Genomic DNA, 25,905 nt, shown 5'->3' with positions numbered 1-25,905 from the left:
GTTGACCGACGTGTGTCAGCTCTTGGTGCCCGAGGGCTGCTTCGGTCGGCCCTCCTCGGCCGGACCGCGCCGCACCGAACCCGGCGCGTTCCAGTCCTGCCGCTTGCGGGCCCGGACCTTCGCGGCCTCCGAGGACTGCAGCTGGTAGGGCACGGAGGTGACCATGATGCCCGGCGTGAACAGCAGCCGGCCCTTCAGCCTGAGCGCGCTCTGGTTGTGCAGCAGGTGCTCGTACCAGCGGCCCACCACGTACTCGGGGATGATCACGGACACCGCGTCCCGCGGCGACTCCTTGCGCAGCCCCTTCACGTACTCGATGATCGGCCGCGTGATCTCGCGGTACGGCGAGTCGAGCACCTTCAGCGGTACGTCGATGCCGCGCCGCTCCCACTCCTCCTTCAGCGCCTTCGTCTCCGCCGCATCGACGTTGACGGTCAGCGCCTCCAGGCTGTCCGAGCGCATCAGCTTGGCGTAGGCGAGGGCACGCAGCGTGGGGCGGTGGATCTTCGAGATCAGGACGACCGAGTGGACGCGGGAGGGCCGTACGCTGTCGTCGCTCGGGCCTTCGGGCGCCGCGATCTCCGCGGCCACACCGTCGTAGTGCCTGCGGATCGCCGTCATCGTCGCGTAGAAGATCACCATGCCGAGCAGTGCGACCCAGGCGCCGTGCGTGAACTTGGTGACGAGGACGACGACCAGCACCAGGCCGGTGAAGAAGGCGCCGAAGGCGTTGATGGCGCGCGAGCGGACCATGTGACGGCGCTTGGCGGGGTCCTTCTCGACGGCCAGGTGGCGGTTCCAGTGGCGGACCATGCCGGTCTGGCTGAGCGTGAAGGACACGAACACGCCGACGATGTAGAGCTGGATCAGGCGGGTCGAGTCGGCGCCGTAGATCACGGTCAGGAGCGTGGCCGCGCTGGCCAGGAGCACGATGCCGTTCGAGAACGCCAGGCGGTCGCCGCGGGTGTGCAGCTGGCGCGGCAGGTAGCGGTCCTGGGCGAGGATCGAGCCGAGGACCGGGAAGCCGTTGTAGGCGGTGTTGGCGGCCAGGAACAGCACCAGCGCGGTGGCCGCGGCGAGCACGATGAACAGGAAACTGCCCTTGCCGAAGACGGCCTCGGCGACCTGGGTGATCACCGGGTTCTGGACGTAGTCCGCGCCGACTCCGACGCCGTGCTTGAGCAGGTCGGTGGCCGGGTTCTCGGCCATGCGGACCTTGGTCGTCAGGGCGAGGACGATGATCCCGCAGAACATGGTGACGGCGAGCAGGCCCATCGCCGCGAGCGTGGTCGCCGCGTTCTTCGACTTGGGCTTGCGGAAGGCCGGCACACCGTTGGAGATCGCCTCGACACCGGTGAGCGCGGCACAGCCGGAGGAGAAGGCCCGCAGCATCAGGAAGACCAGGGCGAACCCGGCCAGCCCCTGGTGCTCGGCCTTGATCGTGTACGACGCCGTCGGCGCCCGCATGGTGTCGTCGAGCACCAGCCCGCGGAACGCACCCCACGCGATCATGATGAACACGCCGCCGACGAAGACGTAGGTCGGGATCGCGAAGAGCTTCCCGGACTCCTTGACGCCCCGCAGGTTCATCAGCGTGAGCAGCACGATCACAGCGACCGCGCAGAGCACCTTGTGCTCGACCACGAAGGGCACCGCGGAGCCGAGGTTCTCGATGCCGGACGCGATCGAGACGGCGACGGTGAGGACGTAGTCGACGAGCAGGGCGCTGGCCACGGTCAGGCCCGCCTTGGCGCCCAGGTTGGTGGTCGCGACCTCGTAGTCGCCGCCGCCGCTGGGGTAGGCGTGCACGTTCTGCCGGTAGGAGGCGACCACGGTGAACATCAGCACGACGACCGCGAGCGCGATCCAGGGGCTGAAGTGGTACGCCGACACGCCCGCGATGGACAGGACCAGCAGCACCTCTCCCGGGGCATAGGCCACGGAGGACAGCGGGTCGGAGGCGAACACGGGGAGGGCAATGCGCTTCGGCAGGAGCGTTTCGCCCAGCCGGTCACTGCGCAGTGCGCGCCCGATCAAGATCCGTTTGGGCATGTCGGTCAGTTTGGACACAACAGGTAATCGTAGGCGCTCGAACGGGTGCCCAACCACCGGCCACCCCACATCTGCCCTCCGGGTGAAAACAGGGGCCGGTCCGGCTGCGGATTCCGCAGGTCGCCGCCGCGGCATGCCTATATGACAAGCACCCCCCATTTCCCCCGGCTGTCACGCCCTGTTGCCGTCCCACGGAGGTTCCATGCACGCCACAGCAGAGTTGATCGGCGCCGCGGCGGCCCTCATCGGCCTCGGAATCCTGACTCTTGCCAGCGTCCGCAGCATCAGCCGCCGCTGACGTCACACGCCGAACGGCAACCGTGCACAGGGGTGCCGACGTCCTACCGCGCGTGTGTAGCTTGGGCGTCGGTCTGAGACCCTGATGCTGAGCAGTAGTTTTTGGACATTCGGAAGGACGGTCGTGCACATCGTCATCATGGGCTGCGGAAGAGTGGGTTCCGCTCTTGCCCAGACCCTGGAGCAACAGGGGCACACGGTCGCAGTGATCGACCAGGACCCCACGGCCTTCCGCCGCCTCGGCCCCGGATTCGGCGGCCGCCGGGTCACCGGGATCGGCTTCGACCAGGACACCCTGCGCGAGGCCGGCATCGAGGAGGCCGGTGCCTTCGCCGCCGTGTCCAGCGGCGACAACTCGAACATCATCTCCGCCCGGGTGGCCCGCGAGATGTTCGGTGTGGAGAACGTCGCGGCCCGCATCTACGACCCGCGTCGTGCCGAGGTCTACCAGCGCCTCGGCATCCCCACCGTCGCGACGGTCCGCTGGACGGCCGACCAGATGCTGCGCCGGCTGCTGCCCTCCGGGGCGGAGCCGCTGTGGCGCGACCCCACCGGCGGTGTCCAGCTCGCCGAGGTACACGCCTCCACCGCCTGGGTCGGCCACAAGATCAGCAAGCTGCAGGAGGAGACGGGCGTCCGCGTGGCGTTCCTGACCCGGCTCGGCGAGGCGATCCTGCCCACCTCGCAGACGGTGCTGCAGGAGGGCGACCTGGTGCACGTGATGATGCGCACCGACGAGGTCGACAAGGTCGAGGCGTCCTTCGCCAAGGGTCCCGAAGAGGAGGGCGGTCACTGATGAGGGTCGCCATTGCCGGTGCCGGTGCGGTCGGCCGCTCGATCGCGGGCGAACTGCTGGAGAACGGCCACGAGGTCCTGCTGATCGACAAGGCGCCGACCGCCATCTCGGTCGAGCGCGTCCCGCAGGCGGAGTGGCTGCTGGCCGACGCCTGCGAGATCACGTCGCTGGACGAGGCGGCCCTCCAGCGCTGCAACGTCGTGATCGCCGCGACGGGCGACGACAAGGTCAACCTGGTCGTCTCGCTCCTCGCCAAGACGGAGTACGGCGTCCCGCGCGTCGTCGCCCGCGTCAACAACCCCAAGAACGAGTGGCTCTTCAACGAGTCCTGGGGCGTCGACGTAGCCGTCTCCACTCCCCGCCTGATGTCCGCCCTGGTCGAGGAAGCGGTCTCGGTCGGCGACCTGGTCCGCCTCCTGCGCTTCAGCCACGGCGACGCGAACCTGGTCGAACTGACCCTCCCCGAGGAGTCGGCGCTGGCCGGCACCCAGGTCGGCGACGTCGAATGGCCCGAGGACACGTCCCTGGTCACCATCATCCGCGGCACCCGAGTCCTCACCCCGTCCCGCGACGACTCGCTCGAACCGGGCGACGAACTCCTGTTCGTGGCCGCCCAGGCCCGCGAGGAACAGCTGGAGGACCTGCTGTCTGTACGCCGGGAGGACGCGGCAGGCTGATCGCCTCGGCCGCTACGACGCCGAAGGGCGCCCCGAAATCAAGGGGCGCCCTTCGTCTTCGTCTTTGTCTTTCAGCCCGTCGTGGGGGTCCCCCCGTTCGAGCGAAGCCGAGAGTGGGGGAGTTTGAGGACGAGGCCGTTCAGGCCGAAGCGGGGGTCTGGGGGCGGCAGCCCCCAGGGTCGGGACGGGAAGGGGCGGCGGGGGCGAAACCCTACGCCTCCCGACGGTGCCGTCCGCCGCTCGCCTCGGCCCCCGCCGCAGCGGCCCGCTCCTTCTCGGCCTTCTCCTTCTCGGCCTTCTCCTCGGCTTCCATCTCCGCGAACACATCGATAGGAGCCGGCGCCTTCGCCAGGAACACCCAGGTGAGCCACACGGCCAGCAGGAACGGCGGAATCTTCAGCGCAACCAGCACCCAGCCCAGCTGAGCCGTGTTCGCCCACCAGTACAGCGGAAAGAGGATCGCGCACTTGGCGAGCAGAATCAGACCCCAGGCCCAACTCGCCTTCGCGTACGCCTTCTTGCGCCCCGGATTCCGCGTCCGCCAGGAGAGGTTCTCCTTGAACACCGGCCCGAGAATCAGCCCGAGCAGCGGAACCCCGCACAGGGTCGTGACGATGTACGCCAGCGCCAGGCCCAGCGTGTAGAGCATGCCGGGGAGGTAGAAGTCCTTGGCGTTGCCGGTCATCATCGCGAAGACGACACCGAAGGCGACGCCGAAGACACCGCTGAACGCGTGCTTGACAGTGTCCCGCATGACCAGGCGGACCACCACGAGCAGCAGGGACACGGCGAGGGCGGCGATGGCCGACCAGTGCAGGTCCTTGTTGATCGTGAAGATGGTGACGAAGAGCAGGCCGGGCAGCACCGTCTCGACCATGCCCCGCACTCCGCCGAACGCCTCGAACAGGGCGGCCTCGGTCACCGCCCGCGCGTCGTCGGCTTGAGTGTCTTCGGTCGGCTTGTCGAGCGACGTCACCGGCTACTCCCGTCCGAGGGGTCTCAGTTCGTATTTCGGATTGAACAGCACCCGGCGGCCCCGGCTGAGCGAGACACGGCCCGATGCGATCAGCCTGCGCCCCGGTTCTATGCCCACGATGGAGCGCCTGCCGAGCCACACCACGTCCAGGGCGGCGGAACCGTCGAACAGCTCGGCCTCCAGGGCCGGGACGCCGGCGCGCGGCCGCAGGGTGACCGTGCGCAAGGTACCAGTAACCGTGACGATCTGTCGGTCGTGACAGTCACCGATCCGGGTACATCCGGCGGTCGCCGTGTCCTCCCGCAGCTCCTCGGACTCCAGGTCCTCCTGCGACGAGGAGAGCCGGTCGAGCATGCGCCGGAACCGGCCCACCGGCTTTTCCTTTTCGGAACGAGGAACAGCACTCATGTCTGAAGCGTACCGGGGTGCACTGACACGTTCGTACCCGCGGGGCCCCGCCCCGAACCGGCACCTTCCGCCCCCTGCCTGCTACTTCTCGAAGCGGTACCCCATGCCCGGTTCCGTAATGAAATGCCGGGGATGTGACGGATCAGACTCCAGCTTCCGCCGCAGCTGCGCCATGTACACGCGCAGGTAGTTGGTCTCCGTCCCGTACGACGGCCCCCACACCTCCTGGAGCAGCTGCTTCTGGCTCACCAGCCGGCCTGTGCTGCGCACCAGCACCTCCAGCAGATGCCACTCCGTGGGCGTCAGCCGTACGTCCTTCCCGCCCCGGTTGACCTTCTTCGCGGCCAGGTCGACGGTGAACTCCTCGGTCTCCACGGAGGTCACGTCGTCCTCGCCGGCGCCGACCGGCTCGGCGCGGCGGACGGCGGCCCGCAGCCGGGCGAGCAGTTCGTCCATGCCGAAGGGCTTGGTGACGTAGTCGTCGGCGCCCGCGTCCAGCGCCTCGACCTTCTCGTCTGAGGTGTGCCGTGCGGACAGCACCAGGATCGGCACGCGGGTCCAGCCGCGCAGGCCCCTGATCACCTCGACGCCGTCCATGTCGGGCAGGCCCAGGTCCAGGACGACCACGTCGGGGTGGCGGGCGGCGGCCAGCTGGAGGGCGGTGGCGCCGTCGTGGGCCGCGTCGACCTCGTACTTGCGCGCCTTGAGGTTGATCACGAGGGCGCGCACGATCTGCGGCTCGTCGTCGATCACCAACACGCGGGTCATGTGACCTGCCTTTCGGGTTCCGCTGGGTGGAGAAGCTCCTGCGCGCGCGATCCTGCCGCGCGCAGGGTGAGGACCATGGTGAGGCCGCCGCCGGGTGTGTCCTCGGCGTTCAGGGTGCCGCCCATGGCCTCGGCGAAGCCGCGCGCCACGGCGAGGCCGAGGCCCACGCCGGCCCCGCGCGGGGCGTCGCCGTACCGCTGGAAGGGCTCGAAGATGCGCTCCTTGGCGTCGTCGGGGACGCCGGGGCCGCGGTCCACGATGCGGACCTCGACGCGGTCGGCGATGGCGCTCGCGGCGACCAGTACCGCCCGGTCCGGCGGGCTGTACTTGACGGCGTTCTCGACCAGGTTGGCCACCGACCGCTCGAGGAGCCCCGGGTCCACGTCGACCATGGGCAGGGTCTCCGGCACTTCCAGTTCGACGCTGTCCTCGGGCACCCCGACCAGCGCCATCGGCACGACCTCGTCGAGGTCGACCTCGCGGATCAACGGGGTGACCGTGCCGGTCTGCAGGCGGGACATGTCGAGGAGGTTGCCCACCAGGTGGTCGAGCCGGTCGGCGCCCTCCTCGATGCCCTCCAGCAGCTCCGCCTGGTCCTCCTCGGACCACGCCACGTCGTCGGAGCGCAACGACGACACCGACGCCTTGATCCCGGCCAGAGGTGTACGGAGGTCATGGCTCACGGCGGCCAGCAGCGCCGTACGGATGCGGTTGCCCTCGGCCAGGGCCCGGGCCCGTTCGGCCTCCTCCTGGAGGCGCCGGCGGTCCAGCACGACGGCCGCCTGGGCGGCGAACGCGGCCAGCACCCGGCGGTCCTCGGCGGGCAGCACCCGGCCGGTCAGCGCCAGCGCCATGTGGTCCCCGACCGGCACGTCGACGTCGGCCTCGTCCGGCCGCTCCACCGCCGGCCCGAGTCCGGCGCGCCCCGCACACGTCCACGGGTCGTGCTCGCTCGCCCGCTCCAGCAGGGCCGCCGACTCCATGCCGAAGGTCTCGCGGACCCGTTCGAGGAGCTCCTCCAGGCCGGTCTCGCCGCGCAGCACGTTGCCCGCGAGGAAGGACAGGATCTCCGACTCGGCGCGCAGCCGGGCCGCCTGGTGGGTGCGGCGGGCGGCGAGGTCGACCACCGAGGCCACCGAGACGCCGACGCCCACGAAGATCACGATGGCGACGATGTTCTTCGGGTCGGCGATGGTCCAGCGGTGCAGGGGCGGTGTGTAGAAGTAGTTCAGCAGCAGTGAGCCCACCGCGGCCGAGGCCAGCGCGGGCAGCAGTCCGCCGAGCAGCGCCGCCGCGACCGTCACCGCCAGGAACAACAGCATGTCGTTGGCGAGCCCGAGGTGGACGGTGTTCAGGAGAGCCGCCAGGACGGCGGGGCCGAGTACGCCGACCAGCCAGCCCCAGATGATCCGCGAGCGGCCGAGCCGCGCCCCCCGGGCCACCGGCAGGCCGCGTCCCTTGCCCGCCTCGTCGTGGGTGATCAGGTGCACGTCCAGGTCGGGCCCCGAGTCGCGGGCCACACTCGCACCGACGCCCGGCCCGAAGACGTACTGCCAGCTCTTGCGCCGTGAGACGCCGAGCACGATCTGGGTCGCGTTGACCCCGCGCGCGAAGGCGAGCAGCGCCGCCGGTATGTCGTCGCCGACCACGTGGTGGAAGGTGCCGCCGAGGTCCTCCACGAGGGTGCGCTGCACGGCGAGTTCCTTCGGCGAGGCGGCCGTCAGCCCGTCGCTGCTGGCTATGTAGACGGCCAGCACCTCGCCGCCCGCGCCCTTCTCGGCGAGGCGCGCGGCCCGCCGGATGAGGGTCCGGCCCTCGGGCCCGCCGGTCAGGCCGACCACGATCCGCTCCCGCGAGCCCCAGATCTTCGACACCCGGTGGTCGCTGCGGTACTGCTTCAGGTACTCGTCGACCCGGTCCGCCACCCACAGCAGGGCCAGCTCCCGCAGCGCGGTCAGATTGCCCGGCCGGAAGTAGTTCGACAAGGCCGCGTCGACCTTGTCGGGCTGGTAGATGTTGCCGTGCGCCATCCGGCGGCGCAGCGCCTGAGGCGACATGTCGACCAGCTCTATCTGGTCCGCCCGGCGCACCACCTCGTCCGGCACGGTCTCCCGCTGCCGCACCCCGGTGATCGACTCGACGACGTCGCCCAGCGACTCCAGGTGCTGGATGTTGACGGTCGAGACGACGTCGATGCCGGCCGCGAGGAGCTCCTCCACGTCCTGCCAGCGCTTGGCGTTGCGGGAGCCGGGGACGTTGGTGTGGGCGAGTTCGTCGACCAGGGCCACCTGCGGGCTGCGGGCGAGGACGGCGTCGACGTCCATCTCGGTGAAGGCCGTGCCCCGGTACGCGAGCTCCTTGCGCGCCACCTGCTCGAGGCCGTGCAGCATCACCTCGGTGCGCGGCCGCCCGTGGTGCTCCACGAAGGCCACCACACAGTCGGTGCCCCGCTCCACCCGCCGGTGCGCCTCGGAGAGCATCGCGTACGTCTTGCCGACGCCCGGTGCCGCACCGAGGTAGATCCGAAGCTTGCCGCGTCCCATGGCCCCTATTGTCTTCCGGTCCCTGCTGCCTACGCAGCGTCGACCTTACGGCCAGCAATCGCGACAAAAGGTCCCGGGACCGGCCGGGCGACCGTCTTTGACGGAACTCTGACGCCGTGGCGCTCAGCGCTTGTGGCGACCATGGCGCTGACGTGTTCGCTGTCGACGACAGCCCGGTCAGCTCGGGTTGTCCCCGTGGGTCAGGGTCTCCCAGGCGACGAAGAGGTTGTTGCTGCCGGCCGGGCGCTGCTGCTCGGTCAGCGTCTGGGTATTGGCCATCGCGATGCCGAGGCGGTTGTGCAGGGCGTTGTAGCCGACCTCGGTGACCGGCCCGAGCCCGAGCTTCAGCGACCCGCCGCACAGCCAGCTCGGGACGGCCGCGCCCAGCTGGTACTTGGCCTGGAACCCGAGCGCCTGCCGCAGCCGTTCGCCGACGTCGGTGCCGTAGAGGTCCTGGCCCTGGATCCGGCTGGTCTCGGCGACGTGGGAGATCGCGGAGATGCCGTAACCCGTGTGGGTGAGGTCGCGGCAGGTCTCCTGGGTGAGGCCGGTGACGAAGGTGGACTGCCCCTGCCAGTAGCTGACGATCTTCGCCTTGGTGTCGAGGTTCTGGCTGGGCACGGTCCTGGGCAGATCGCCGTCGGAGGAGAGATAGACATACGCGGCCGTACGGGTCCGGAACTTCGCCATGGCCTTGTCGTACGACGTCCTGTCCTCGAGGAAGACGGAGACGCCGACGGCGGCCTCCATCATCGACAGCTCCCAATTGCCGTTGGAGTTGGAGCCGTTGATGATCTCGGGGAGATAGACGTTCCGGAGCATGGTCGCGAAGCGGCCGGAGTTCGCCCAGCTCCCGGTGTACGTGTACTTGATGATCTCGGCGGCCTTGGGCCAGGAGGAGCCGGCCCAGCCGGTCTGCAGGGGTGCGTTGCTGTTGGTGTGTTCCTTGATCACCGCGGACCAGGCGTCCATCAGCTCGATCGACTTCTTCGCGTACCGGTCGTCGCGGGTGATGTACCAGGCGAGTGCGTCGGTGTACGCGGCTATCGCGTCCTCGCGCTCGTCCGTGCAGCCGTAGTTCGGGTTGGAGTACGGGCCGCACTCGACCGTCGCCCGTGGCTTCGGCGTGCGGTTCAGGTCGGCGTACTTGCTCGCCATCATCTGGTCGAAGGCACTCTTCCAGGGCTGGGAGCCCGCATTGACCTTGCTGCGGGTGAAGTCCAACTGCGCCTTGGAGACGGTGACTCCGGGGTGCACGAAGGCGGTGGGGGCGGCGTCGGCGTGGCGGGCGGCAGGCCAGGCGATCATGCCCACGACAAGAGCGGAGGCGGTCGCGAGGAGTGCGGTACGGCGCATGGCGGGGGTCATCCGTTCTCGTATGTGAACGTGAAGCGCCTTTGTGAACAGACGCTTGAGCGGAGACCGTAGGTACAGACCAATGCGCCGTCAAGAGGTCACGCATACGAAAGAGGGCCGCACCCCCGTGGAGGAGGTGCGGCCCTTTCGATGTACGGCTAGCGGACCTCGGTGATCTCCGGGCCGCGCTGCAGCTGTCCCATGCCGCCGGAGAAGCGCGAGCCCTCCTCCTGCTGGACGCCCTCGGGGACCATCTGGGCGTCGTTCGGCAGCTTCAGGACGATCGGGTCGCGGGGCGCCATCGGGCCCTCGCCGCGGACCACGACCGTGTCCCGGAAGATCTGCTCGAGCAGACCGGCCGCCTGCGGCTGCACCGCGCCCTGGCCCGAGATCACACCGCGCAGGAACCAGCGCGGGCCGTCCACACCGACGAACCGCACGACCTGGAAGCCGCCCGTGCCGTCCGGCAGTTGCACCGGCACCTGGGCGCGCAGCTCCCAGCCCAGCGGGCCCTCGACCTCGTCGATGATCCCACCCTGCTGGGTGATGCCCGAGCCGATCTCCTCGCGCACCTCGCCCCAGATGCCCTCGCGCTTGGGAGCGGCGAAGGCCTGCAGCTGGATGGCGCTGTCGCGCAGTACGACGGTCGCCGCGACGATCGCGTCGCCCGCGACCTCGACCCGCAGCTCCATGCCGTCGACTCCCGGCACGAAGAGTCCGCCCAGGTCCACGCGGCCCTCGGCGGGGTCGCGCACCTCGGTGTCGTCCCAGGGCCCGTCGGGCCGCGGCTCGGGCTCGAGCCTCACGCGCTCGCGCTCGCCCTCTTCGTCGTCCGCCTCAGTGTCGACGTAGTCGACGACCTGCTCGGCCTCGCCGGCCGCGTCCTCGGCGGCACCCTTCTTCTTGCGACGTCCGAACACGTCACTGTCCTTCCCGGTCGGATACGACCGAAGCGTATCGATTCCCACCCGTAGTGCCGCCACTGGCGGCCTGACCGCTTGTGCTGTTCGTTCCGGCCACCGCCGCATGTCCTCCGGTGGACCCGAAGCCCCCTTCGGCCCGCGCCGAGCCGGGAAGCTCCGCGACCTCCTGGAAGCGGACCCTCTCGACCTGCTGGACGACCAGTTGGGCAATCCGGTCGAAGCGCTCGAACCGCACGGCCTCGCGCGGGTCGAGATTCACCAGGATCACCTTGATCTCCCCACGGTACCCGGCATCAACCGTCCCCGGGGCATTCACCAGGGCGACACCGCAGCGGGCGGCGAGCCCGGACCGCGGGTGCACGAAGGCCGCGTACCCCTCCGGGAGGGCGATCGACACCCCGGTGGGCAGCACGACCCGCTCGCCCGGCTTCAGTTCGCACGCCTCGGTGGTGCGCAGATCGGCGCCCGCGTCACCGGGATGCGCGTACGACGGAAGCGGTACGTCGGGGTCGACGCGCCGGATCTGTACGTTCACGGGGTCACGGCTCACGGGTTCACCTCGAAGGCGCGGGCGCGCCGGCGCTGGTCGGGGTCGCTCATGGCGGCCCGGATCTCCTCCGGGCGGCCGTTGTCGATGAAGTGGTCGACCTTCACCTCGATGAAGAGCGCATCGGCGCGGACGGCCACGGGGCCGTCCGGGCCGCCGATCCGTCCGGTGGCGGACGAGTAGATCTTGCGGCCCGCCACCGCCGTCACCTCGGCCTCCAGATACAGCACCGTCCCGACCGGTACGGGCCGCGCGAAGTCGGTCTCCAGGCGTCCCGTCACGGCGATCGTGCGCAGCAGCCAGTTCAGCGAGCCGAGGGTCTCGTCCAGGGCAGTGGCCAGTACGCCGCCGTGGGCCAGTCCGGGCGCCCCCTGGTGGGCGGGCTGGACGGTGAACTCGGCGGTGATGGTGACGCCCTCGCCGGCCCGCGCCGCCAGGTGCAGCCCGTGGGGCTGCTCGCCGCCGCATCCGAAACACTGTTCGTAGTGGGCACCGAGCAGCTCACCGGGCGCGGGAGCGTCAGGGTGCCGCACGGGTTTCACCGCGTCGGCGGGAGGCTGAAGAGCTGCGGAAGTACCACTCACAGCCGCAGACCTTACCCGCGCGTCGGCACTATCCGGACACCGTGCCAAGCTTGCCTGCATGCAGCTCTCCGCCACCCCGTACGAAGAACGCCTCACCGCCCCCCGCTCGTGGTGGCTGATCTCCTTCCTCGTGGGCGTCTCCTTCGCCCTGATCCTGCTGCCCTTCGGCACCCTGCCGATGCTCGGCGGCCTGGTCGGCGGCACGGCGGCGATGGCGGTCGCGGCGAGCTCGTACGGCTCGCTCCGCATCCGTGTGGTGGGCGGCTCGCTGATCGCGGGCGAGGCGAAGATCCCGGTCACGGCGCTGGGCGAGGCAGAGGTCCTGGACCCGGAGGAGGCGCGCGCCTGGCGCACGTACAAGGCCGACACCCGCGCCTTCCTGCTGCTGCGCGCCTACATCCCCACGGCCCTGCGCGTGGAGGTCACCGACCCCGAGGACCCGACGCCGTATCTGTACCTGTCGACGCGGGAGCCGGAGCGCCTGGCGGAGGCGCTGAGGACGGCCAGGGAGGCCGTGGCGTAGCGGCTCTCAGCCCGCTGAGCCGTCCCCCAGCTCCAGCGGCCGCTCCGGAGCTTCCAGGGGCGGGAGTTCGGGGAGCGCGTCCCAGGGCACCTGGATCTTTCTCAGGTCCTTGCGGATCCGCGCCGCCAGTTTCCTGGTGTCCCGGCGGTTCATGACCGCCCCTACGGCGGCCCCCACCATGAAGGGCATGAGGTTCGGCAGGTCGCGGACCATGCGTTTCATGATCTGCTGACGCAGTTCGCGCTTCATGGGGCCGTTCAGCGCGGAGCTCACGGTCGACGGCTTGGTCACGTCGATTCCACGCTCTCCCGACCAGGAGTTGAGATACGCGGTGCTGCGCTGCTTGAGGTTGCCGGGCGGGCGTACGCCGTAGACCTCGTGGAGTTCGGCGATCAGCTTCAGCTCGATCGCCGCGACCCCGGTGATCTCGGCGGCCAGTTCTGTCGGCATCGCGGGCGGTACGGGCAGCATCGCCGCCGCTCCGATCCCCGCTCCGACCGTCGATGTGGCGGCTGCCGCGCCTGCCACGAGCTTGTCCGCGAGCTGCTCGGGCCCCAGGCCCGGGAACTGCCTGCGGAGCGCCGCAAGGTCCCGTACGGGGATCCGCGGGGCGTTCTCGATGATCCGGTCGGCGACATACGCGAGGCCTGCCCTGGCCGCGCTGCCGCCCTTGCGGACGCCTTCCCTGGCCTTGTCACGGATCACCGCGGCCCGCCGTCTGACGACGGGCACAGGTGTCTGCGACGGGGCCGGGAGGTCAGCCCGGCCGACCGCCGGTTCGAGCGAGGCCGATCCCGTGGATCCTTTCGTGCCGGACGGGCCCCGCTCGTCGTCACGCGCGCCGTGAGGGCCGCCGGGCGGCCCTTCGTCCGCTCCCGGCAGGGGGGAGCGGCGCTTCCAAGGTGGGGTCGAGCCGGTCACGGCCGACCCGGCCTCAGTCGCAGTCGCGGCAGATCGGCTGACCGTTCTTCTCCCTGGCCAGCTGGCTGCGGTGGTGCACCAGGAAGCAGCTCATGCAGGTGAACTCGTCCTGCTGCTTGGGCAGCACCCGGACGGCCAGCTCCTCGTTGGAGAGGTCTGCGCCGGGCAGCTCCAGGCCTTCGGCGGCCTCGAACTCGTCGACGTCCACTGCGGACGTCGACTTGTCGTTCCGCCTGGCCTTCAGCTCTTCAAGGCTGTCCGAGTCGACGTCGTCGTCGGTCTTGCGTGGGGTGTCGTAATCCGTTGCCATGTCGCTCTCCCCCTCTGGGTGTCTGCGGTGTCTCCAGCGCACGTAACGCGTGAGAGGCCGGACTTGTGCCCGACCCGAGGCGGAGATTTTGCCTCACATCAAGGTCTGTTACTCAATCGACACCCAACCGGACCCCTCAAGAGTGATCGGCTTGGATGGCGAACGGGACCGTACACGGTCCCCATACCGCTCTTCAAAGGCGTCTCACCCTGTACTTCCCGTGATCAGGACACCCGAAAACCCGGATTTTCCCGGCTTTCCGGCAGTCCTCATGATCACGGAGAGTAGATGGCTGGAAAATCGCCCTTGTGATCGATCACACATGGGATGCGCCGTTCGGCGGCCAGAAAATTCCGCGCAAAGCGAACATCCCCGTGTGTCGGCGACATGATCTCAGATCGGAAGCGCGACGCGCATCACGAGTCCACCCCCCTCACGCGGCTGGGCCGAGATGTGCCCGCCATGGGCCCGGGCCACGGACCGGACGATGGAAAGACCGAGGCCGACGCCCTTGTCGCTGCCCGTTCGCTCCGTGCGCAGCCGCCGGAAGGGCTCGAAGAGATTGTCGATCTCGTACGCCGGCACCACCGGTCCGGTGTTCGACACGACCAGGACCGCCTGACCGTGCTGGACCTCGGTGGTGACCTCGACCCAACCGCCGTCCGGCACGTTGTACCGCACGGCGTTCTGCACGAGGTTCAGCGCGATCCGCTCCAGGAGCACGCCGTTGCCCTGCACGACCGCGGGCTTCTGCTCGCCGCGGATCACCACGCCCTTGGCGTCCGCCTCCGAGCGGACCTGGTCGACGGCCTGCTCGGCGACCTCGGCGAGGTCCACCGGTTTGCGCTCGACGATCTGGTTGTCGCTGCGGGCGAGCAGCAGCAGGCCCTCGACGAGCTGCTCGCTGCGCTCGTTGGTGGCCAGCAGCGTCTTGCCGAGCTGCTGCAGCTCCACCGGCGCGTTCGGGTCGGACAGGTGCACCTCGAGGAGCGTGCGGTTGATCGCGAGGGGTGTGCGCAGCTCGTGCGAGGCGTTGCCGACGAAGCGCTGCTGGGCGGTGAAGGCGCGCTGGAGGCGCTCCAGCATGTCGTCGAAGGTGTCGGCCAGTTCCTTGAGCTCGTCGTCCGGGCCGTCCAGCTCGATCCGGCGGGACAGGTCCGAGCCGGCCACCGCGCGCGCGGTGCGCAGGATCCGGCCGAGCGGAGACAGCACGCGGCCGGCCATCGCGTAGCCGAAGGCGAACGCGATCACGGCGAGGCCGAGCAGGGCCAGCAGCGAGCGGCTGAGCAGATCGTCCAGGGCGTGCTGGCGCTGGATGGCGTCGCAGTTCTTGAGGATCGTGTTGAACTCGCTCCTCGGCGCCGAGTTCAGGGCGGGGCAAGTGGTGCTGGTGATGTCGATGTTGGCGCCGGAGATCGAGAAGGACTGGCCGCTGCCCTCATGGAGGGCCTGGGCGGCCAGCAGGTAGATGATCGAAAGCAGCAGGATGCCGGCGATCAGGAACATGCCGCCGTACAGCAGCGTGAGCCGTATGCGGATGGTCGGGCGCAGCCAGGGGAACGGCGGCTCGGGTTTCCTGGGGTCCCAGGTGGGCTTGGGGGGTGCCGTGGGGAGAGCGGGTGTTGCGGCCATCGCGCATCAGATCCGGTAGCCGGAGCCGGGCACGGTGACGATGACGGGCGGCTCGCCCAGCTTGCGGCGCAAGGTCATGACGGTCACGCGCACGACATTCGTGAACGGGTCGGTGTTCTCGTCCCAGGCCTTCTCCAGGAGCTGTTCCGCGGAGACGACGGCGCCCTCGGAGCGCATCAGCACCTCCAGGACGGCGAACTCCTTGGGCGCGAGCTGGACCTCCTGGCCGTCGCGGAAGACCTCGCGGCGGTTGGGGTCGAGCTTGATGCCCGCACGCTCCAGGACCGGCGGCAGCGGCACACTGGTGCGCCGGCCGAGGGCACGCACGCGTGCGATGAGCTCGCTGAACGCGAAGGGCTTGGGGAGATAGTCGTCGGCGCCGATCTCCAGGCCCTCGACGCGGTCGCTGACGTCGCCGGAGGCCGTGAGCATCAGCACGCGCGTGGGCATGCCGAGTTCCACGATCTTGCGGCAGACGTCGTCGCCGTGCACCAGCGGGAGGTCGCGGTCGAGGACGACCACGTCGTAGTCGTTGACGCCGATGCGCTCCAGGGCGGCCGCACCGTCGTACACGACGTCGACGGCCATGGCCTCCCGGCGCAGTCCGGTGGCCACCGCATCGGCGAGCAGCTGCTCGTCCTCGACGACGAGTACGCGCACGTCGCTTGTCCTTCCTGTGTCCACCCGCGTAGCGCCTGACGGGCACACGTGGGCAGGGGTCTTCATGGGTGTGTGCCTCCATCCTGCCCTTTTCGGTCATAAGTCGGCTGTAAGACGGGTGGGCGGAGGATGAGGGCAGGATGAAGGACAGGTGTGAGACCCGGGAATGCCAGATTTTCTCGCCGCGTTGAGGTTTCCGTGGAAGGGAGCGGGGGGAGGACGGTTCATACCCCGCGATCACGCTCTGCTAGTGCCGCAGCACCATGCGGCACGGCGCAATCCGCTTTCCGCAGAGTGGGCGTGGGTGTCCGGCACCGTCGCCGCCCGGCGCGGGCAGTGCTGGGCACCTGCAGGAGACGTGATCGCCCCTTCCGAACGGCACACCCCCGTGCCACCGACCCACGACCCAGGACGAGGGGGCGCAGCATGGACGCATTCACCGCAGGACTTCTGCAGCGCATAAGGACGACCGAGTCCGACCTGACGCGGGCTCGCGACGAGGGCGACGACTTCCTCGTCGAGGTGGAACAGGCCGAGCTCGACGACCTGCGCCGCCTCGCCGCCGAGCACGGTGTGGAGGTCGGCGCATAGCGTCTGCGGCTGATCAGCGCGTACGTACGACAGCGGGCCCCCGGCGAATCCAGCGCCGGGGGCCCGCTGCGTTGTCGTACGACGGCGTTCACCTGCCGTTGGCCGCGATGCCGCCCGTGAGTACGGCCCTCAGTCGTGCCAGGCGCCGAAGTCGTCCAGAAGCCGCTGGAGGGGCTCGAAGACGCCCGGGGTGGCGGCGATCGCCAGATCGCGTGCGGGGCGCTCTCCGGGGCGTCCACCGGTCAGGGCGCCCGCTTCCCGGGCGATGAGGTCGCCCGCCGCGAGGTCCCACGGGTGCAGCCCGCGCTCGTAGTAGCCGTCGAGGCGGCCGGACGCGAGGTCGCACAGGTCGACGGCGGCCGAGCCGCTGCGCCGGATGTCGCGCAGCAGGGGGATCAGCTTCTGCGCGACCTCGGCCTGGTGGGTGCGGACCTCGGTGACGTAGTTGAAGCCCGTCGAGACCAGGGCCTGGTCGAGGGGCGGCGCGGGGCGGCAGGCCAGCTCGCGCTCGCCCTCCCAGGCGCCCGTGGCACGGGCTCCGCCGCCGCGGACCGCGTGGTACGTCTCCCCGCGCATCGGGGCCGCGACGACCCCGACGACGGTCTCGCCGTCCTGCTCGGCCGCGATGGAGACGGCCCAAGTGGGCAGCCCGTACAGGTAGTTGACCGTGCCGTCGAGCGGGTCGATCACCCAGCGGATCCCGCTGGTGCCCTCGGTGGAGGCGCCTTCCTCGCCGAGGAAGCCGTCGTCCGGGCGGTGCTCGGAGATCAGGTCCGTGATCAGCTTCTCCGCCGCGATGTCCATCTCGGTGACCACGTCGATCGGGCTCGACTTGGTCGCGGCGACCGCGAGGTCGGCCGGGCGGCCGTCCCGCAGCAGCTCCCCGGCGCGGCGGGCGGCCTCCTGGGCCAGTGCGAGCAGTTCCTGGTGCAGGGGGTCGGTCACGGGGCTCCTCACGCGTAGGGACTGTCGGCGCCCGCGGCGGCCGGGCGGGGGGCGCGGGCCGGGCAGCAGCCGATCGGGCACAGGTTGTGGCTCGCGCCGAGTGCACCCAGGGCGCAGGGCGTGGCCTCCTCGCCGCGCTCCACGGACGCGCGCTCGAGCACGAGGTCGCGGATCGCGGCGGCGAAGCGCGGGTCGGCGCCGACGGTGGCCGAGCGGCGCATCGGCAGGCCCAGCTCCTCGGCCTTCGCCTTCGCCTCCGTATCGAGGTCGTAGAGGACCTCCATGTGGTCGGAGACGAAGCCGATCGGGGCGATGACGACCGCCGGGACACCGGCCGCGTGCCGCTCCTCGAGGTGGTCGCAGATGTCGGGCTCGAGCCACGGGATGTGCGGGGCGCCGGAGCGTGACTGGTAGACGAGCTGCCAGGGGTGGTCGATGCCGGTGCGCTCGCGGACCGCGTCGGCGATCAGCTGAGCCACCTCCAGGTGCTGCTCGACGTACGCGCCGCCGTCGCCGTGGTCCTCGACCGGGCCGGAGGTGTCCGCGGACGCGGTCGGGATCGAGTGGGTCGAGAACGCGATGTGCGCGCCGTCCCGGGCGTCCTCGGGGAGGTCGGCCAGGGACTGCAGGACGCCCTCGATCATGGGCTCCACGAAGCCCTCGTGGTTGAAGTAGTGCCGGATCTTGTCGATCTTCGGCAGCTCCAGGCCCTCGGCCTGGAGCGCGGCGAGCGAGTCGGCGAGGTTCTCGCGGTACTGGCGGCAGCCCGAGTACGAGGCGTAGGCGCTGGTGGCGAGGACCAGGATGCGGCGGCGGCCGTCGGCGACCATCTCGCGCAGGGTGTCCGTCAGATAGGGCGCCCAGTTGCGGTTGCCCCAGTAGATCGGCAGGTCCAGGCCGTGGTCCGCGAAGTCCTTGCGGAGGGAGTCCAGCAGGGCACGGTTCTGGTCGTTGATGGGGCTGACCCCGCCGAACAGGAAGTAGTGCTGTCCGACTTCCTTCAGGCGTTCCTTGGGGATACCCCGCCCCCGCGTCACGTTCTCCAGGAACGGGACCACGTCGTCCGGGCCTTCCGGGCCGCCGAACGAGAGCAGGAGCAGGGCGTCGTAGGGGGTGGCATCGAGCGCGTCTGACATGGGTCGATCCTGCCACCCGGCGCTGACAGCCGGGAAACGGCGGGGTGACGAGCGGGGGCGAGCCGCTTTCCGGACATGTTCACCAGCCAAATCGGCTGGTGCATTAGGGTGACCTCGCTCGTAAGCTGTATCAGCCGCATTCGCACCTTACTGAGCCGTAGCCGCACCTTGCCGTAGTCAGCACCTTTCTGAGCCGTAGCCATCGGAGACCCCGTGCCCAGCCCCTACCGCGCCCTGTTCGCCGCCCCCGGCACCAAGGGCTTCTCCGCCGCGGGCCTCCTCGGCCGGATGCCGCTGTCGATGATGGGCATCGGCGTGGTCACGATGATCTCCCAGCTCACCGGGCGCTACGGGCTCGCGGGCGCCCTGTCGGCCACCATCGCGCTCGCGGCCGCGGCGATCGGGCCGCAGATCTCCCGGCTGGTGGACCAGCACGGGCAGCGCAGGGTGCTGCGGCCCGCGACGCTCGTCGCGCTCGCCTCGGCGGCCGGGCTGCTGCTGACCGCACACTTCGGGTGGCCGGACTGGCTGCTGTTCGTGTGCGCCGCCGGCATCGGCTCCGTGCCGAGCCTCGGCGCGATGATCCGCGCCCGCTGGGCGGCCCTGTACCGGGGCACTGAGCAACTGCACACCGCGTACTCCTTCGAGTCCGTGGTGGACGAGGTGTGCTTCATCTTCGGGCCGATCATCTCCATCGGCCTGTCCACGGCCTGGTTCCCGGAGGCGGGGCCGCTGCTCGCTGCCTGCTTCCTGGCGGCGGGCGTCTTCTGGCTGACCGCCCAGCGTTCCACCGAGCCCGAGCCCCACCCGCGCGAGAAGCACGGCGGCGGCACGGCACTGCGCGCGCGTGGCCTGCAGGTCCTGGTGGCCACCTTCGTGGCGACCGGGACGATCTTCGGGTCCGTCGACGTGGTCACCGTGGCCTTCGCCGACGAGCGGGGGCACAAGGCCGCCGCGAGCGTCGTGCTCGCGCTGTACGCGGCGGGTTCCTGCGTGGCGGGGGTCGTGTTCGGACTGCTGCACTTCAAGGGGGCGCCCGGGCGCCGCTGGCTGCTGGGCATATGCGCGATGGCCGTGAGTATGATCCCCCTCCTACTGGTCGGAAACTTGCCGTTTCTGGCCGTGGCGCTGTTCGCTGCGGGCCTGTCCATCGCTCCCACGATGATCACGACGATGTCCCTCATCGAAGAGCACGTACCACGCGCGCAGTTGACCGAGGGCATGACCTGGGTGAGCACCGGGCTCGCGGTCGGGGTCGCACTGGGCTCCTCGGTGGCCGGCTGGGTCATCGACGCGGCCGGCGCGCGTGCCGGGTACGGGGTTCCGGCGGTGTCCGGGGCCGTCGCGGTCACGGTCGGTTTCCTGGGGTACCGCCGGCTCAGCAGGCCGGCTCCGCGTCGGGGAGGCGTCGTTGAGCAGCACAGCGAGCGGGAAGAACGGCACGTGGCGTAACTGGGGCGGCAACGTCGCGTCCCGTCCCGCGCGGGAGGTCGCTCCGGCCTCCGTGGAGGAACTGTCCGCGGCCCTGCGGCAGGCGGCGGAGGACGGGCTGACGGTGAAGGCCGTCGGCACCGGGCACTCCTTCACGTCCATCGCCGCGACCGACGGTGTGTTGATCCGCCCTCAACTGTTGACCGGCATCCGCAAGATTGATCGCGACGCCATGACGGTCACGGTGGAGGCCGGCACCCCGCTCAAGAGGCTCAACTTGGCTCTGGCCCGCGAGGGTCTGTCGCTGACCAACATGGGCGACATCATGGAGCAGACGGTCTCGGGCGCCACCAGCACCGGCACACACGGCACCGGCCGCGAGTCGGCCTCGATCGCCGCCCAGATCAAGGGACTTGAGCTGGTCACGGCCGACGGGTCGGTGCTCGCCTGCTCCGAGAAGGAGAATCCGGACGTCTTCGCGGCCGCCCGGATCGGCCTCGGCGCCCTCGGCATCGTCACCGCGATCACCTTCGCCGTCGAGCCGATCTTCCTGCTCTCCGCGCGCGAGGAGCCGATGCCCTTCGACAGGGTGCTCGCCGAGTTCGACGAACTCTGGGCCGAGAACGAGCACTTCGAGTTCTACTGGTTCCCGCACACGGGCAGCACCAACACCAAGCGCAACAACCGCAGCGCGGGCCCGGAGAAACCGGTCGGCCAGATCGCGGGCTGGTTCGAGGACGAGTTCCTCTCCAACGGCGTCTTCCAGGTGGCCCAGTGGGTCGGCCGCGCGGCACCCGCGGCCGTCCCGACGATCGCCCAGATCTCCAGCAAGGCTCTGTCCGCGCGCACTTACACCGACATTCCGTACAAGGTCTTCACTTCGCCGCGCCGGGTGCGCTTCGTGGAGATGGAGTACGCCGTCCCGCGCGAGGCTCTCGCCGAGACGCTGCGCGAACTGAAGACGATGGTCGACCGCTCCGGACTGAGGATCAGCTTCCCCGTCGAGGTGCGCACGGCCCCCGCCGACGACATCGCACTGTCCACGGCATCGGGCCGCGACACCGCGTACATCGCCGTCCATATGTTCCGGGGGACGCCCTATCAGGCGTACTTCACCGCCGCCGAGCGCATCTTCACCGCCCATGAGGGCCGGCCGCACTGGGGCAAGGTGCACACGCGGGACGCCGAGTACTTCTCCGGGGTCTATCCCCGCTTCGGCGAGTTCACCGCGCTGCGGGACCGGCTCGATCCGGACCGGCGCTTCCAGAACGACTACCTGCGGCGGGTGTTGGGGGCGTAGCCATTGGTTCCGTTTCTGCCGATTCCGTGAAGTACGCCACGTTCAAGATCCCGGAAACCGTGCAACGGGCGGCCGAGTCCAGTCCGTTGCCAGAACTTGGGCGGCGCGCCAATCCACGCACGTGGCCCGAATGGAGTACTGTTGCGAGCCCTGGGTCCGGTCTCCCGCCAGGGCGTCCGTGACCTTCAAGGACCGCCGGGAGGGGGCTAGTTGCACAGGGTGACGGAGTTGGTCACTTAGCGTTGCGAATAGGTAACCGTGCCATAACGGCGATCCAGGGCCCGTGCCCGACACGCCGGGCAACTCGGCAAGGTTGTGGCAGGCTGCACCCGGGCAGGCCACACTCGACTAGCGGAAGCAGCGACGCACGTGACGTCGGCAGGCACCACCCGGGAGGTCCCCATGCCCGAACTGCGTGTCGTGGCCGTCTCGAATGACGGCACACGGCTGGTGCTGAAGGCTGCCGACGCAACGGAGTACACGCTTCCGATCGACGAACGGCTGCGCGCCGCCGTCCGCGGCGACCGGCCCCGCCTCGGCCAGATCGAGATCGAGGTGGAGAGCCATCTCCGCCCCCGTGACATCCAGGCGCGTATACGTGCCGGCGCCTCCGCGGAAGAGGTCGCCCAGCTCGCCGGTATCCCCGTCGACCGCGTACGCCGCTTCGAGGGCCCCGTGCTCGCGGAGCGCGCGTTCATGGCCGAGCGGGCCCGCAAGACGCCCGTCCGTCGGCCCGGTGAGAACGCCGGACCCCAGCTCGGCGAGGCCGTCCAGGAGCGACTGCTGCTGCGCGGCGCCGAGAAGGACACCGTGCAGTGGGACTCCTGGCGCCGCGACGACGGCACCTGGGAGGTCCTGCTGGTCTACCTGGTCGCGGGCGAACCGCACTCGGCGAGCTGGACGTACGACCCGCCCCGGCGGCTCGTCCAGGCCGTCGACGAGGAGGCGCGCTCGCTGATCGGCGAGTCCGAGGACCTCGCCGCGCCGGAGCCGAGCTTTCCGTTCGTCCCGCGCATCGCACGGCTGCCGCGCGACCGCCCGCTGGACCGTGCCCTCGACCGGCCGAGCCTGCCGACGCAGGCGTCCGAGCCCGCCGAGGAGAGCACGGGTGAACGGGACTCGCTGACCAGCCTGTTGGAGGCAGTACCGAGCTTCCGTGGCGACCTGGTGGTCCCGGAGCGTCCCACGGAGGCCGCTCCTCCGCCGCCACCGCCGGAGGAGCCCCCCGCCGCCGAACCCGAGGAAGAGGAGCCCCCGGCTCCCGCGGCCTCGGCCGGTTCCGCCTATGCGGACGTCCTCATGCCCCGCTCCGTCACCAGCCATCGCGACCGCCTCGTCGGCGCCACGGACCGCCAGGCCGAGGCCGACGGCGTCCGCCCGGGCCGCCGCGCCGCGGTCCCCAGCTGGGACGAGATCGTGTTCGGGACGCGGCGGAAGAAGCAGGAGTAGTCGGTCGTACGGCTGTACAGACAGCCGTACGAGGGTGAGGGCCGCGCCGGTTGGGCGCGGCCCTCACTCGTCCGGCGGGCTACTGCGGATCCGGCCCGACCGCCACCGGCCGCGACGGATCCGACGACCACTCCGACCACGAGCCCACGTACAGCGCCGCGTCGATCCCCGCGACGGCCAGGGCCAGCACCTCGTGCGCCCCGGAGACACCCGAGCCGCAGTACACGCCGACCTGCGAACCGTCGGCCGCGCCAAGTGCCTTGAACCGCTCGGCCAGTTCCTCCGCGGGCAGGAACCGGCCGTCGGCCCCCACGTTCTCGTTCGTGGGCGCCGACACCGCCCCGGGAATGTGCCCGCCGACCCGGTCGATCGGCTCCACCTCCCCGCGATACCGCTCCCCCGCCCGCGCATCGAACAGCACCCCGGCCCGCGCGAGCGCCGCCGCACCGTCGGCATCCAGCAGCCCCGCACCGCCCGGAACCGGCTCGAAGTCGCCCTCCGCCGCCGCGGGCGCCGACGTCTCCAGCGGCCCCTCCCACGACGGCAACCCACCGTCGAGGACCCGCACATCCGGGTGACCCGTCCAGCTCAGCAGCCACCAGGCACGGGCCGCGGCCCAGCCCTGCCCGCCGTCGTACACGATCACCGGCGTGCCGGCAAAGACGCCCGCCCGTCGCATCGCGGCGCCGAACACCTCGAGGCCGGGCAGCGGGTGGCGACCGCGATCGCCGGGCGCGGAGGCAAGCTCCGAGTCCAGGTCGACGTAGACGGCACCGGGAATGTGCCCGGCCGCGTACGCGGCGCGGCCGTCGAAGGGCGGCTCGCCGGCCGCCTTGGCCACACTGAGCTGCCAGCGGACATCGAGCAGTACGGGCGGGCGCGGCCCCGACAGGTCGCTCGCGAGTTCGGAAGCGGAGATGATGGCGTTCATGGCCACCATCCTTGCGTACGGGGTGGCCGCATCGTCCATGTCCGGCTACTCTGCTCCGCCGGACAGGCCCGATCACGAGGCGTACGGGTTCGGGCACATGCTGTACAGCCGATCGACATCCGTCGGCAATCGCACAGAAACGGACGACAAACCGCACACCGGGCATCCTCCTGGCATGCGGCGCGCCCGGAGCGCGCGGTCGCACCTGTGGTGCGAGCATCTGCACGGGGATCCGGAGAGCGGACGCGACACGGCCACCGCGAGGGGTCGAGGAGAGAGTGACGATGACCGAGGCACGGGGGTCGGCCGGCCCGAACGGCGAGACGCACGCTCGGCACGCGCCCGGCACGCCCTGCTGGGTGAGCCTGATGGTGCACGGTTTGGCCGCGACCCAGGACTTCTACGGTTCGCTGTTCGGCTGGGAGTTCCAGCCGGGCCCCCAGCAGCTCGGCCCGTACGCGCGGGCCCTGCTCGACGGCTACGAGGTGGCCGGCATCGGCCAGCTGCCGCCCGACCGCCATCTGCCGATTGCCTGGACGCCCTACCTCGCCTCGGACGACGTGGACCTGACCGCCGAGACCGTGCGGCTGTGCGGCGGCACGATCGGGGTGGGGCCCCTGGACGCCGCCGAGGCCGGCCGTCTCGCGATCGGATCGGACCCCTCCGGTGCCGTCTTCGGCATCTGGCAGGCGGCACAGCACCTCGGCACGGCCATCACGGGTGTGCCCGGCACCCCCGCCTGGAACGAGCTGCTGACCTTCGAGTCGGCGAGCGTGGCCAAGTTCTACGAGACGGTCTTCGGCTACGAGGAGGAGCCGGTCGTCTCCGCCGACTTCGACTATGTGACCCTGCACATCGAGGGCCGCCCGGTCGCCGGCATCCACGGCGTGGGCACCGCCCTGCCGCGCGACCGGGGCCCGCACTGGATCACGTACTTCGAAGTCGCCGACACGGACGAGGCGGTCGGCCGCCTCGCGGACCTCGGCGGCCATGTGCTCAAGTCCCCCAGGGACAGCGCGCACGGGCGCGTGGCCACGGTCGCCGACCCCGAGGGCGCCCGCTTCTCGCTGATCGAGAGCCCGCGATGAGGGCTCGGAAAGCCTTCTAAGCGGGCCGGGCGAAGTACGCTGCGGTTCGGCAGCGCCCTGAAGGGGCGCGGGGCCCCGCCGCGGCAGCGGCTGATGTCACGGCCGATATGCGGCTCCGCCGCGTGGGCGCGACCAGCCACGATGGCGCTGCAGACGGCCGACGGCACGTCGCGGCCTCGCGGCGGAGCCGCAATTCGGCACAGCCGGCGGAGCGCTTAGACCTGCGACACCGGCAGCACGTCCGGGGACAGCGCCGCCGAGCCGGACGTCGTCGCCGTCATACGGCGACGGTGGTGGCGGCGGCACAGGACCTCGTAGCCGACGGCCTCCGACTGGTTGACGTCGCCGACGACGACCTGCGCGCCCTCGACGACCATGGCACCGCCTATCGTCCGGGCGTTGTGCGTGGCGCGGGCGCCGCACCAGCACAGGGCCTCCACCTGGAGGACCTCGACGCGGTCGGCCAGCTCGACCAGGCGCTGGGAGCCGGGGAACAGCTTGCTGCGGAAGTCGGTCGTGATGCCGAAGGCGTAGACGTCTAGGCCCAGGTCGTCGACCACGCGCGCGAGTTGGTCTATCTGCTCCGGCGCCAGGAACTGCGCCTCGTCCGCGATGACGTAGTCCGCGCGGCCGCCCTGCGAGAGGTGGTCGACGAGGTAGGCGTAGAGGTCCTGTCCGTCCTCGACCTCCACCGCGTCCGTGACCAGGCCGAGGCGGGAGGAGAGCTTGCCCTCGCCCGCGCGGTCGTCGCGGGTGAAGATCATCCCTGCCAGGCCGCGCGCCGAGCGGTTGTGCTCGATCTGCAGAGCCAGCGTCCTTTTGCTTGGGAATCCCCCATTTCTGGAGGGCGCCGCCGAGATGAGATTGAGGGTCTTCATCCCGACGCGGCCGCAAAGGGGAGGACGGCCTTGACGACCGCGGTGGTGCGGGTGGTGCTGCAGCGCTACCCCACGCGGTCCTGCGTCACCAACGTCCTGGCCTCCCCATCAAGGTGCCGACGAGGCGAGATACGTACGCGTCCGCGCGACTCGGACCTGGTCCGCCGCGAATTCGAGCAGTGA

26 protein-coding genes are annotated in these 25,905 nt (G+C 70.4%); 9 read left to right on the top strand and 17 right to left on the bottom strand.

The window, feature by feature from the left end; genetic code table 11:
• Positions 1–15: 15 nt before the first annotated feature.
• On the bottom strand, positions 16–2,070 hold the full coding sequence (locus tag ACFY10_RS08790; RefSeq protein ID WP_390664350.1) for an APC family permease: 2,055 nt from the start codon (positions 2,068–2,070) through the stop codon (positions 16–18).
• Positions 2,071–2,473: 403 nt separating this feature from the next.
• On the opposite strand from ACFY10_RS08790, the gene ACFY10_RS08785 reads away from it, so the two are divergent.
• Complete coding sequence (locus ACFY10_RS08785; RefSeq protein WP_390664349.1) at positions 2,474–3,145, top strand: potassium channel family protein; 672 nt, start codon at positions 2,474–2,476, stop codon at positions 3,143–3,145.
• Positions 3,145–3,822 (top strand): potassium channel family protein, encoded by a 678-nt coding sequence (locus ACFY10_RS08780; protein ID WP_390664348.1) that lies wholly within the window; start codon positions 3,145–3,147, stop codon positions 3,820–3,822. The genes ACFY10_RS08785 and ACFY10_RS08780 overlap by 1 nt, the downstream gene beginning before the upstream one ends.
• 211 nt (positions 3,823–4,033) lie before the next feature.
• Here the strand turns inward: ACFY10_RS08780 and ACFY10_RS08775 are convergent, their stop codons facing one another.
• The 8 genes from ACFY10_RS08775 to ACFY10_RS08740 form a co-directional block, all read right to left on the bottom strand.
• Positions 4,034–4,798, bottom strand: a complete 765-nt coding sequence (locus ACFY10_RS08775) for a DUF3159 domain-containing protein (protein WP_390664347.1) — start codon at positions 4,796–4,798, stop codon at positions 4,034–4,036.
• A gap of 3 nt (positions 4,799–4,801) precedes the next feature.
• On the bottom strand, positions 4,802–5,206 hold the full coding sequence (locus tag ACFY10_RS08770) for an OB-fold nucleic acid binding domain-containing protein (RefSeq protein ID WP_390664346.1): 405 nt from the start codon (positions 5,204–5,206) through the stop codon (positions 4,802–4,804).
• Between the two features lie 81 nt (positions 5,207–5,287).
• Positions 5,288–5,974 carry a response regulator gene (locus ACFY10_RS08765; RefSeq protein WP_390664345.1) on the bottom strand — a complete coding sequence of 229 codons (687 nt, stop codon included), beginning with the start codon at positions 5,972–5,974 and terminating at the stop codon, positions 5,288–5,290.
• Positions 5,971–8,517, bottom strand: a complete 2,547-nt coding sequence (locus ACFY10_RS08760; protein ID WP_390664344.1) for an ATP-binding protein — start codon at positions 8,515–8,517, stop codon at positions 5,971–5,973. Before ACFY10_RS08760 ends, ACFY10_RS08765 begins: the two co-directional genes overlap by 4 nt.
• Before the next feature lie 177 nt (positions 8,518–8,694).
• Positions 8,695–9,873 (bottom strand): alginate lyase family protein, encoded by a 1,179-nt coding sequence (locus ACFY10_RS08755; RefSeq protein WP_390664915.1) that lies wholly within the window; start codon positions 9,871–9,873, stop codon positions 8,695–8,697.
• Positions 9,874–10,031: 158 nt separating this feature from the next.
• Positions 10,032–10,793 carry a DUF3710 domain-containing protein gene (locus ACFY10_RS08750; RefSeq protein WP_390664343.1) on the bottom strand — a complete coding sequence of 254 codons (762 nt, stop codon included), beginning with the start codon at positions 10,791–10,793 and terminating at the stop codon, positions 10,032–10,034.
• 1 nt (position 10,794) lies between these two features.
• A complete protein-coding gene (dut, locus tag ACFY10_RS08745) occupies positions 10,795–11,346 on the bottom strand; it encodes a dUTP diphosphatase (RefSeq protein WP_390664342.1) in 552 nt (183 codons plus the stop codon).
• Entirely contained in the window at positions 11,343–11,927 is a 585-nt protein-coding gene (locus ACFY10_RS08740; RefSeq protein WP_390664341.1) for a PaaI family thioesterase, read from the bottom strand. The genes dut and ACFY10_RS08740 overlap by 4 nt, the downstream gene beginning before the upstream one ends.
• A gap of 58 nt (positions 11,928–11,985) precedes the next feature.
• Here ACFY10_RS08740 and ACFY10_RS08735 point away from each other — a divergent pair, with 58 nt between their 5' ends.
• A complete protein-coding gene (locus tag ACFY10_RS08735; RefSeq protein ID WP_390664340.1) occupies positions 11,986–12,450 on the top strand; it encodes a DUF3093 domain-containing protein in 465 nt (154 codons plus the stop codon).
• 6 nt (positions 12,451–12,456) lie between these two features.
• On the opposite strand, the gene ACFY10_RS08730 is transcribed toward ACFY10_RS08735, so the two are convergent.
• From ACFY10_RS08730 to ACFY10_RS08715, 4 genes are all read right to left on the bottom strand, one after another.
• The gene (locus ACFY10_RS08730) at positions 12,457–13,371 is read right to left on the bottom strand and encodes a hypothetical protein (RefSeq protein WP_390664339.1); all 915 of its coding nucleotides are present in this window, start codon (positions 13,369–13,371) and stop codon (positions 12,457–12,459) included.
• 13 nt (positions 13,372–13,384) lie between these two features.
• Positions 13,385–13,681 (bottom strand): DUF4193 domain-containing protein, encoded by a 297-nt coding sequence (locus ACFY10_RS08725; RefSeq protein WP_005481602.1) that lies wholly within the window; start codon positions 13,679–13,681, stop codon positions 13,385–13,387.
• Positions 13,682–14,074: 393 nt separating this feature from the next.
• Complete coding sequence (locus tag ACFY10_RS08720) at positions 14,075–15,313, bottom strand: sensor histidine kinase (protein ID WP_390664338.1); 1,239 nt, start codon at positions 15,311–15,313, stop codon at positions 14,075–14,077.
• A gap of 6 nt (positions 15,314–15,319) precedes the next feature.
• The gene (locus ACFY10_RS08715; RefSeq protein WP_031134731.1) at positions 15,320–15,973 is read right to left on the bottom strand and encodes a response regulator transcription factor; all 654 of its coding nucleotides are present in this window, start codon (positions 15,971–15,973) and stop codon (positions 15,320–15,322) included.
• 426 nt (positions 15,974–16,399) lie between these two features.
• Between ACFY10_RS08715 and ACFY10_RS08710 the strand changes: the two genes are divergently transcribed.
• Entirely contained in the window at positions 16,400–16,564 is a 165-nt protein-coding gene (locus ACFY10_RS08710; protein ID WP_242764828.1) for a hypothetical protein, read from the top strand.
• Positions 16,565–16,693: 129 nt separating this feature from the next.
• Here the strand turns inward: ACFY10_RS08710 and ACFY10_RS08705 are convergent, their stop codons facing one another.
• Both ACFY10_RS08705 and ACFY10_RS08700 read right to left on the bottom strand, forming a co-directional pair.
• Positions 16,694–17,509: an inositol monophosphatase family protein gene (locus tag ACFY10_RS08705; RefSeq protein WP_390664337.1), complete on the bottom strand. Its 816-nt coding sequence runs from the start codon at positions 17,507–17,509 to the stop codon at positions 16,694–16,696.
• 8 nt (positions 17,510–17,517) lie between these two features.
• The gene (locus ACFY10_RS08700; protein WP_390664336.1) at positions 17,518–18,645 is read right to left on the bottom strand and encodes a ferrochelatase; all 1,128 of its coding nucleotides are present in this window, start codon (positions 18,643–18,645) and stop codon (positions 17,518–17,520) included.
• Between the two features lie 213 nt (positions 18,646–18,858).
• Between ACFY10_RS08700 and ACFY10_RS08695 the strand changes: the two genes are divergently transcribed.
• The 3 genes from ACFY10_RS08695 (at position 18,859) to sepH (ending at position 22,825) form a co-directional block, all read left to right on the top strand.
• On the top strand, positions 18,859–20,097 hold the full coding sequence (locus tag ACFY10_RS08695; RefSeq protein ID WP_390664335.1) for an MFS transporter: 1,239 nt from the start codon (positions 18,859–18,861) through the stop codon (positions 20,095–20,097).
• A complete protein-coding gene (locus tag ACFY10_RS08690; protein ID WP_390664334.1) occupies positions 20,057–21,376 on the top strand; it encodes a D-arabinono-1,4-lactone oxidase in 1,320 nt (439 codons plus the stop codon). The genes ACFY10_RS08695 and ACFY10_RS08690 overlap by 41 nt, the downstream gene beginning before the upstream one ends.
• A 402-nt stretch (positions 21,377–21,778) precedes the next feature.
• A complete protein-coding gene (sepH, locus tag ACFY10_RS08685) occupies positions 21,779–22,825 on the top strand; it encodes a septation protein SepH (RefSeq protein WP_390664333.1) in 1,047 nt (348 codons plus the stop codon).
• A gap of 79 nt (positions 22,826–22,904) precedes the next feature.
• Here the strand turns inward: sepH and ACFY10_RS08680 are convergent, their stop codons facing one another.
• Complete coding sequence (locus tag ACFY10_RS08680; protein ID WP_390664332.1) at positions 22,905–23,756, bottom strand: sulfurtransferase; 852 nt, start codon at positions 23,754–23,756, stop codon at positions 22,905–22,907.
• 284 nt (positions 23,757–24,040) lie between these two features.
• Here ACFY10_RS08680 and ACFY10_RS08675 point away from each other — a divergent pair, with 284 nt between their 5' ends.
• The gene (locus ACFY10_RS08675; protein WP_390664331.1) at positions 24,041–24,844 is read left to right on the top strand and encodes a VOC family protein; all 804 of its coding nucleotides are present in this window, start codon (positions 24,041–24,043) and stop codon (positions 24,842–24,844) included.
• A gap of 215 nt (positions 24,845–25,059) precedes the next feature.
• Here the strand turns inward: ACFY10_RS08675 and ACFY10_RS08670 are convergent, their stop codons facing one another.
• Positions 25,060–25,722 carry a thymidine kinase gene (locus ACFY10_RS08670; protein ID WP_390664330.1) on the bottom strand — a complete coding sequence of 221 codons (663 nt, stop codon included), beginning with the start codon at positions 25,720–25,722 and terminating at the stop codon, positions 25,060–25,062.
• Positions 25,723–25,752: 30 nt separating this feature from the next.
• On the opposite strand from ACFY10_RS08670, the gene ACFY10_RS08665 reads away from it, so the two are divergent.
• Positions 25,753–25,905, top strand: a complete 153-nt coding sequence (locus ACFY10_RS08665; protein ID WP_390664949.1) for a hypothetical protein — start codon at positions 25,753–25,755, stop codon at positions 25,903–25,905.

Origin of the sequence: Streptomyces sp. NPDC001401 (genome assembly GCF_042895385.1) — a bacterium.
Lineage (GTDB): Bacteria > Actinomycetota > Actinomycetes > Streptomycetales > Streptomycetaceae > Streptomyces.
Note: the sequence above shows the minus strand (reverse complement) of the source record. Positions and strands in the feature narration are given on the sequence as shown.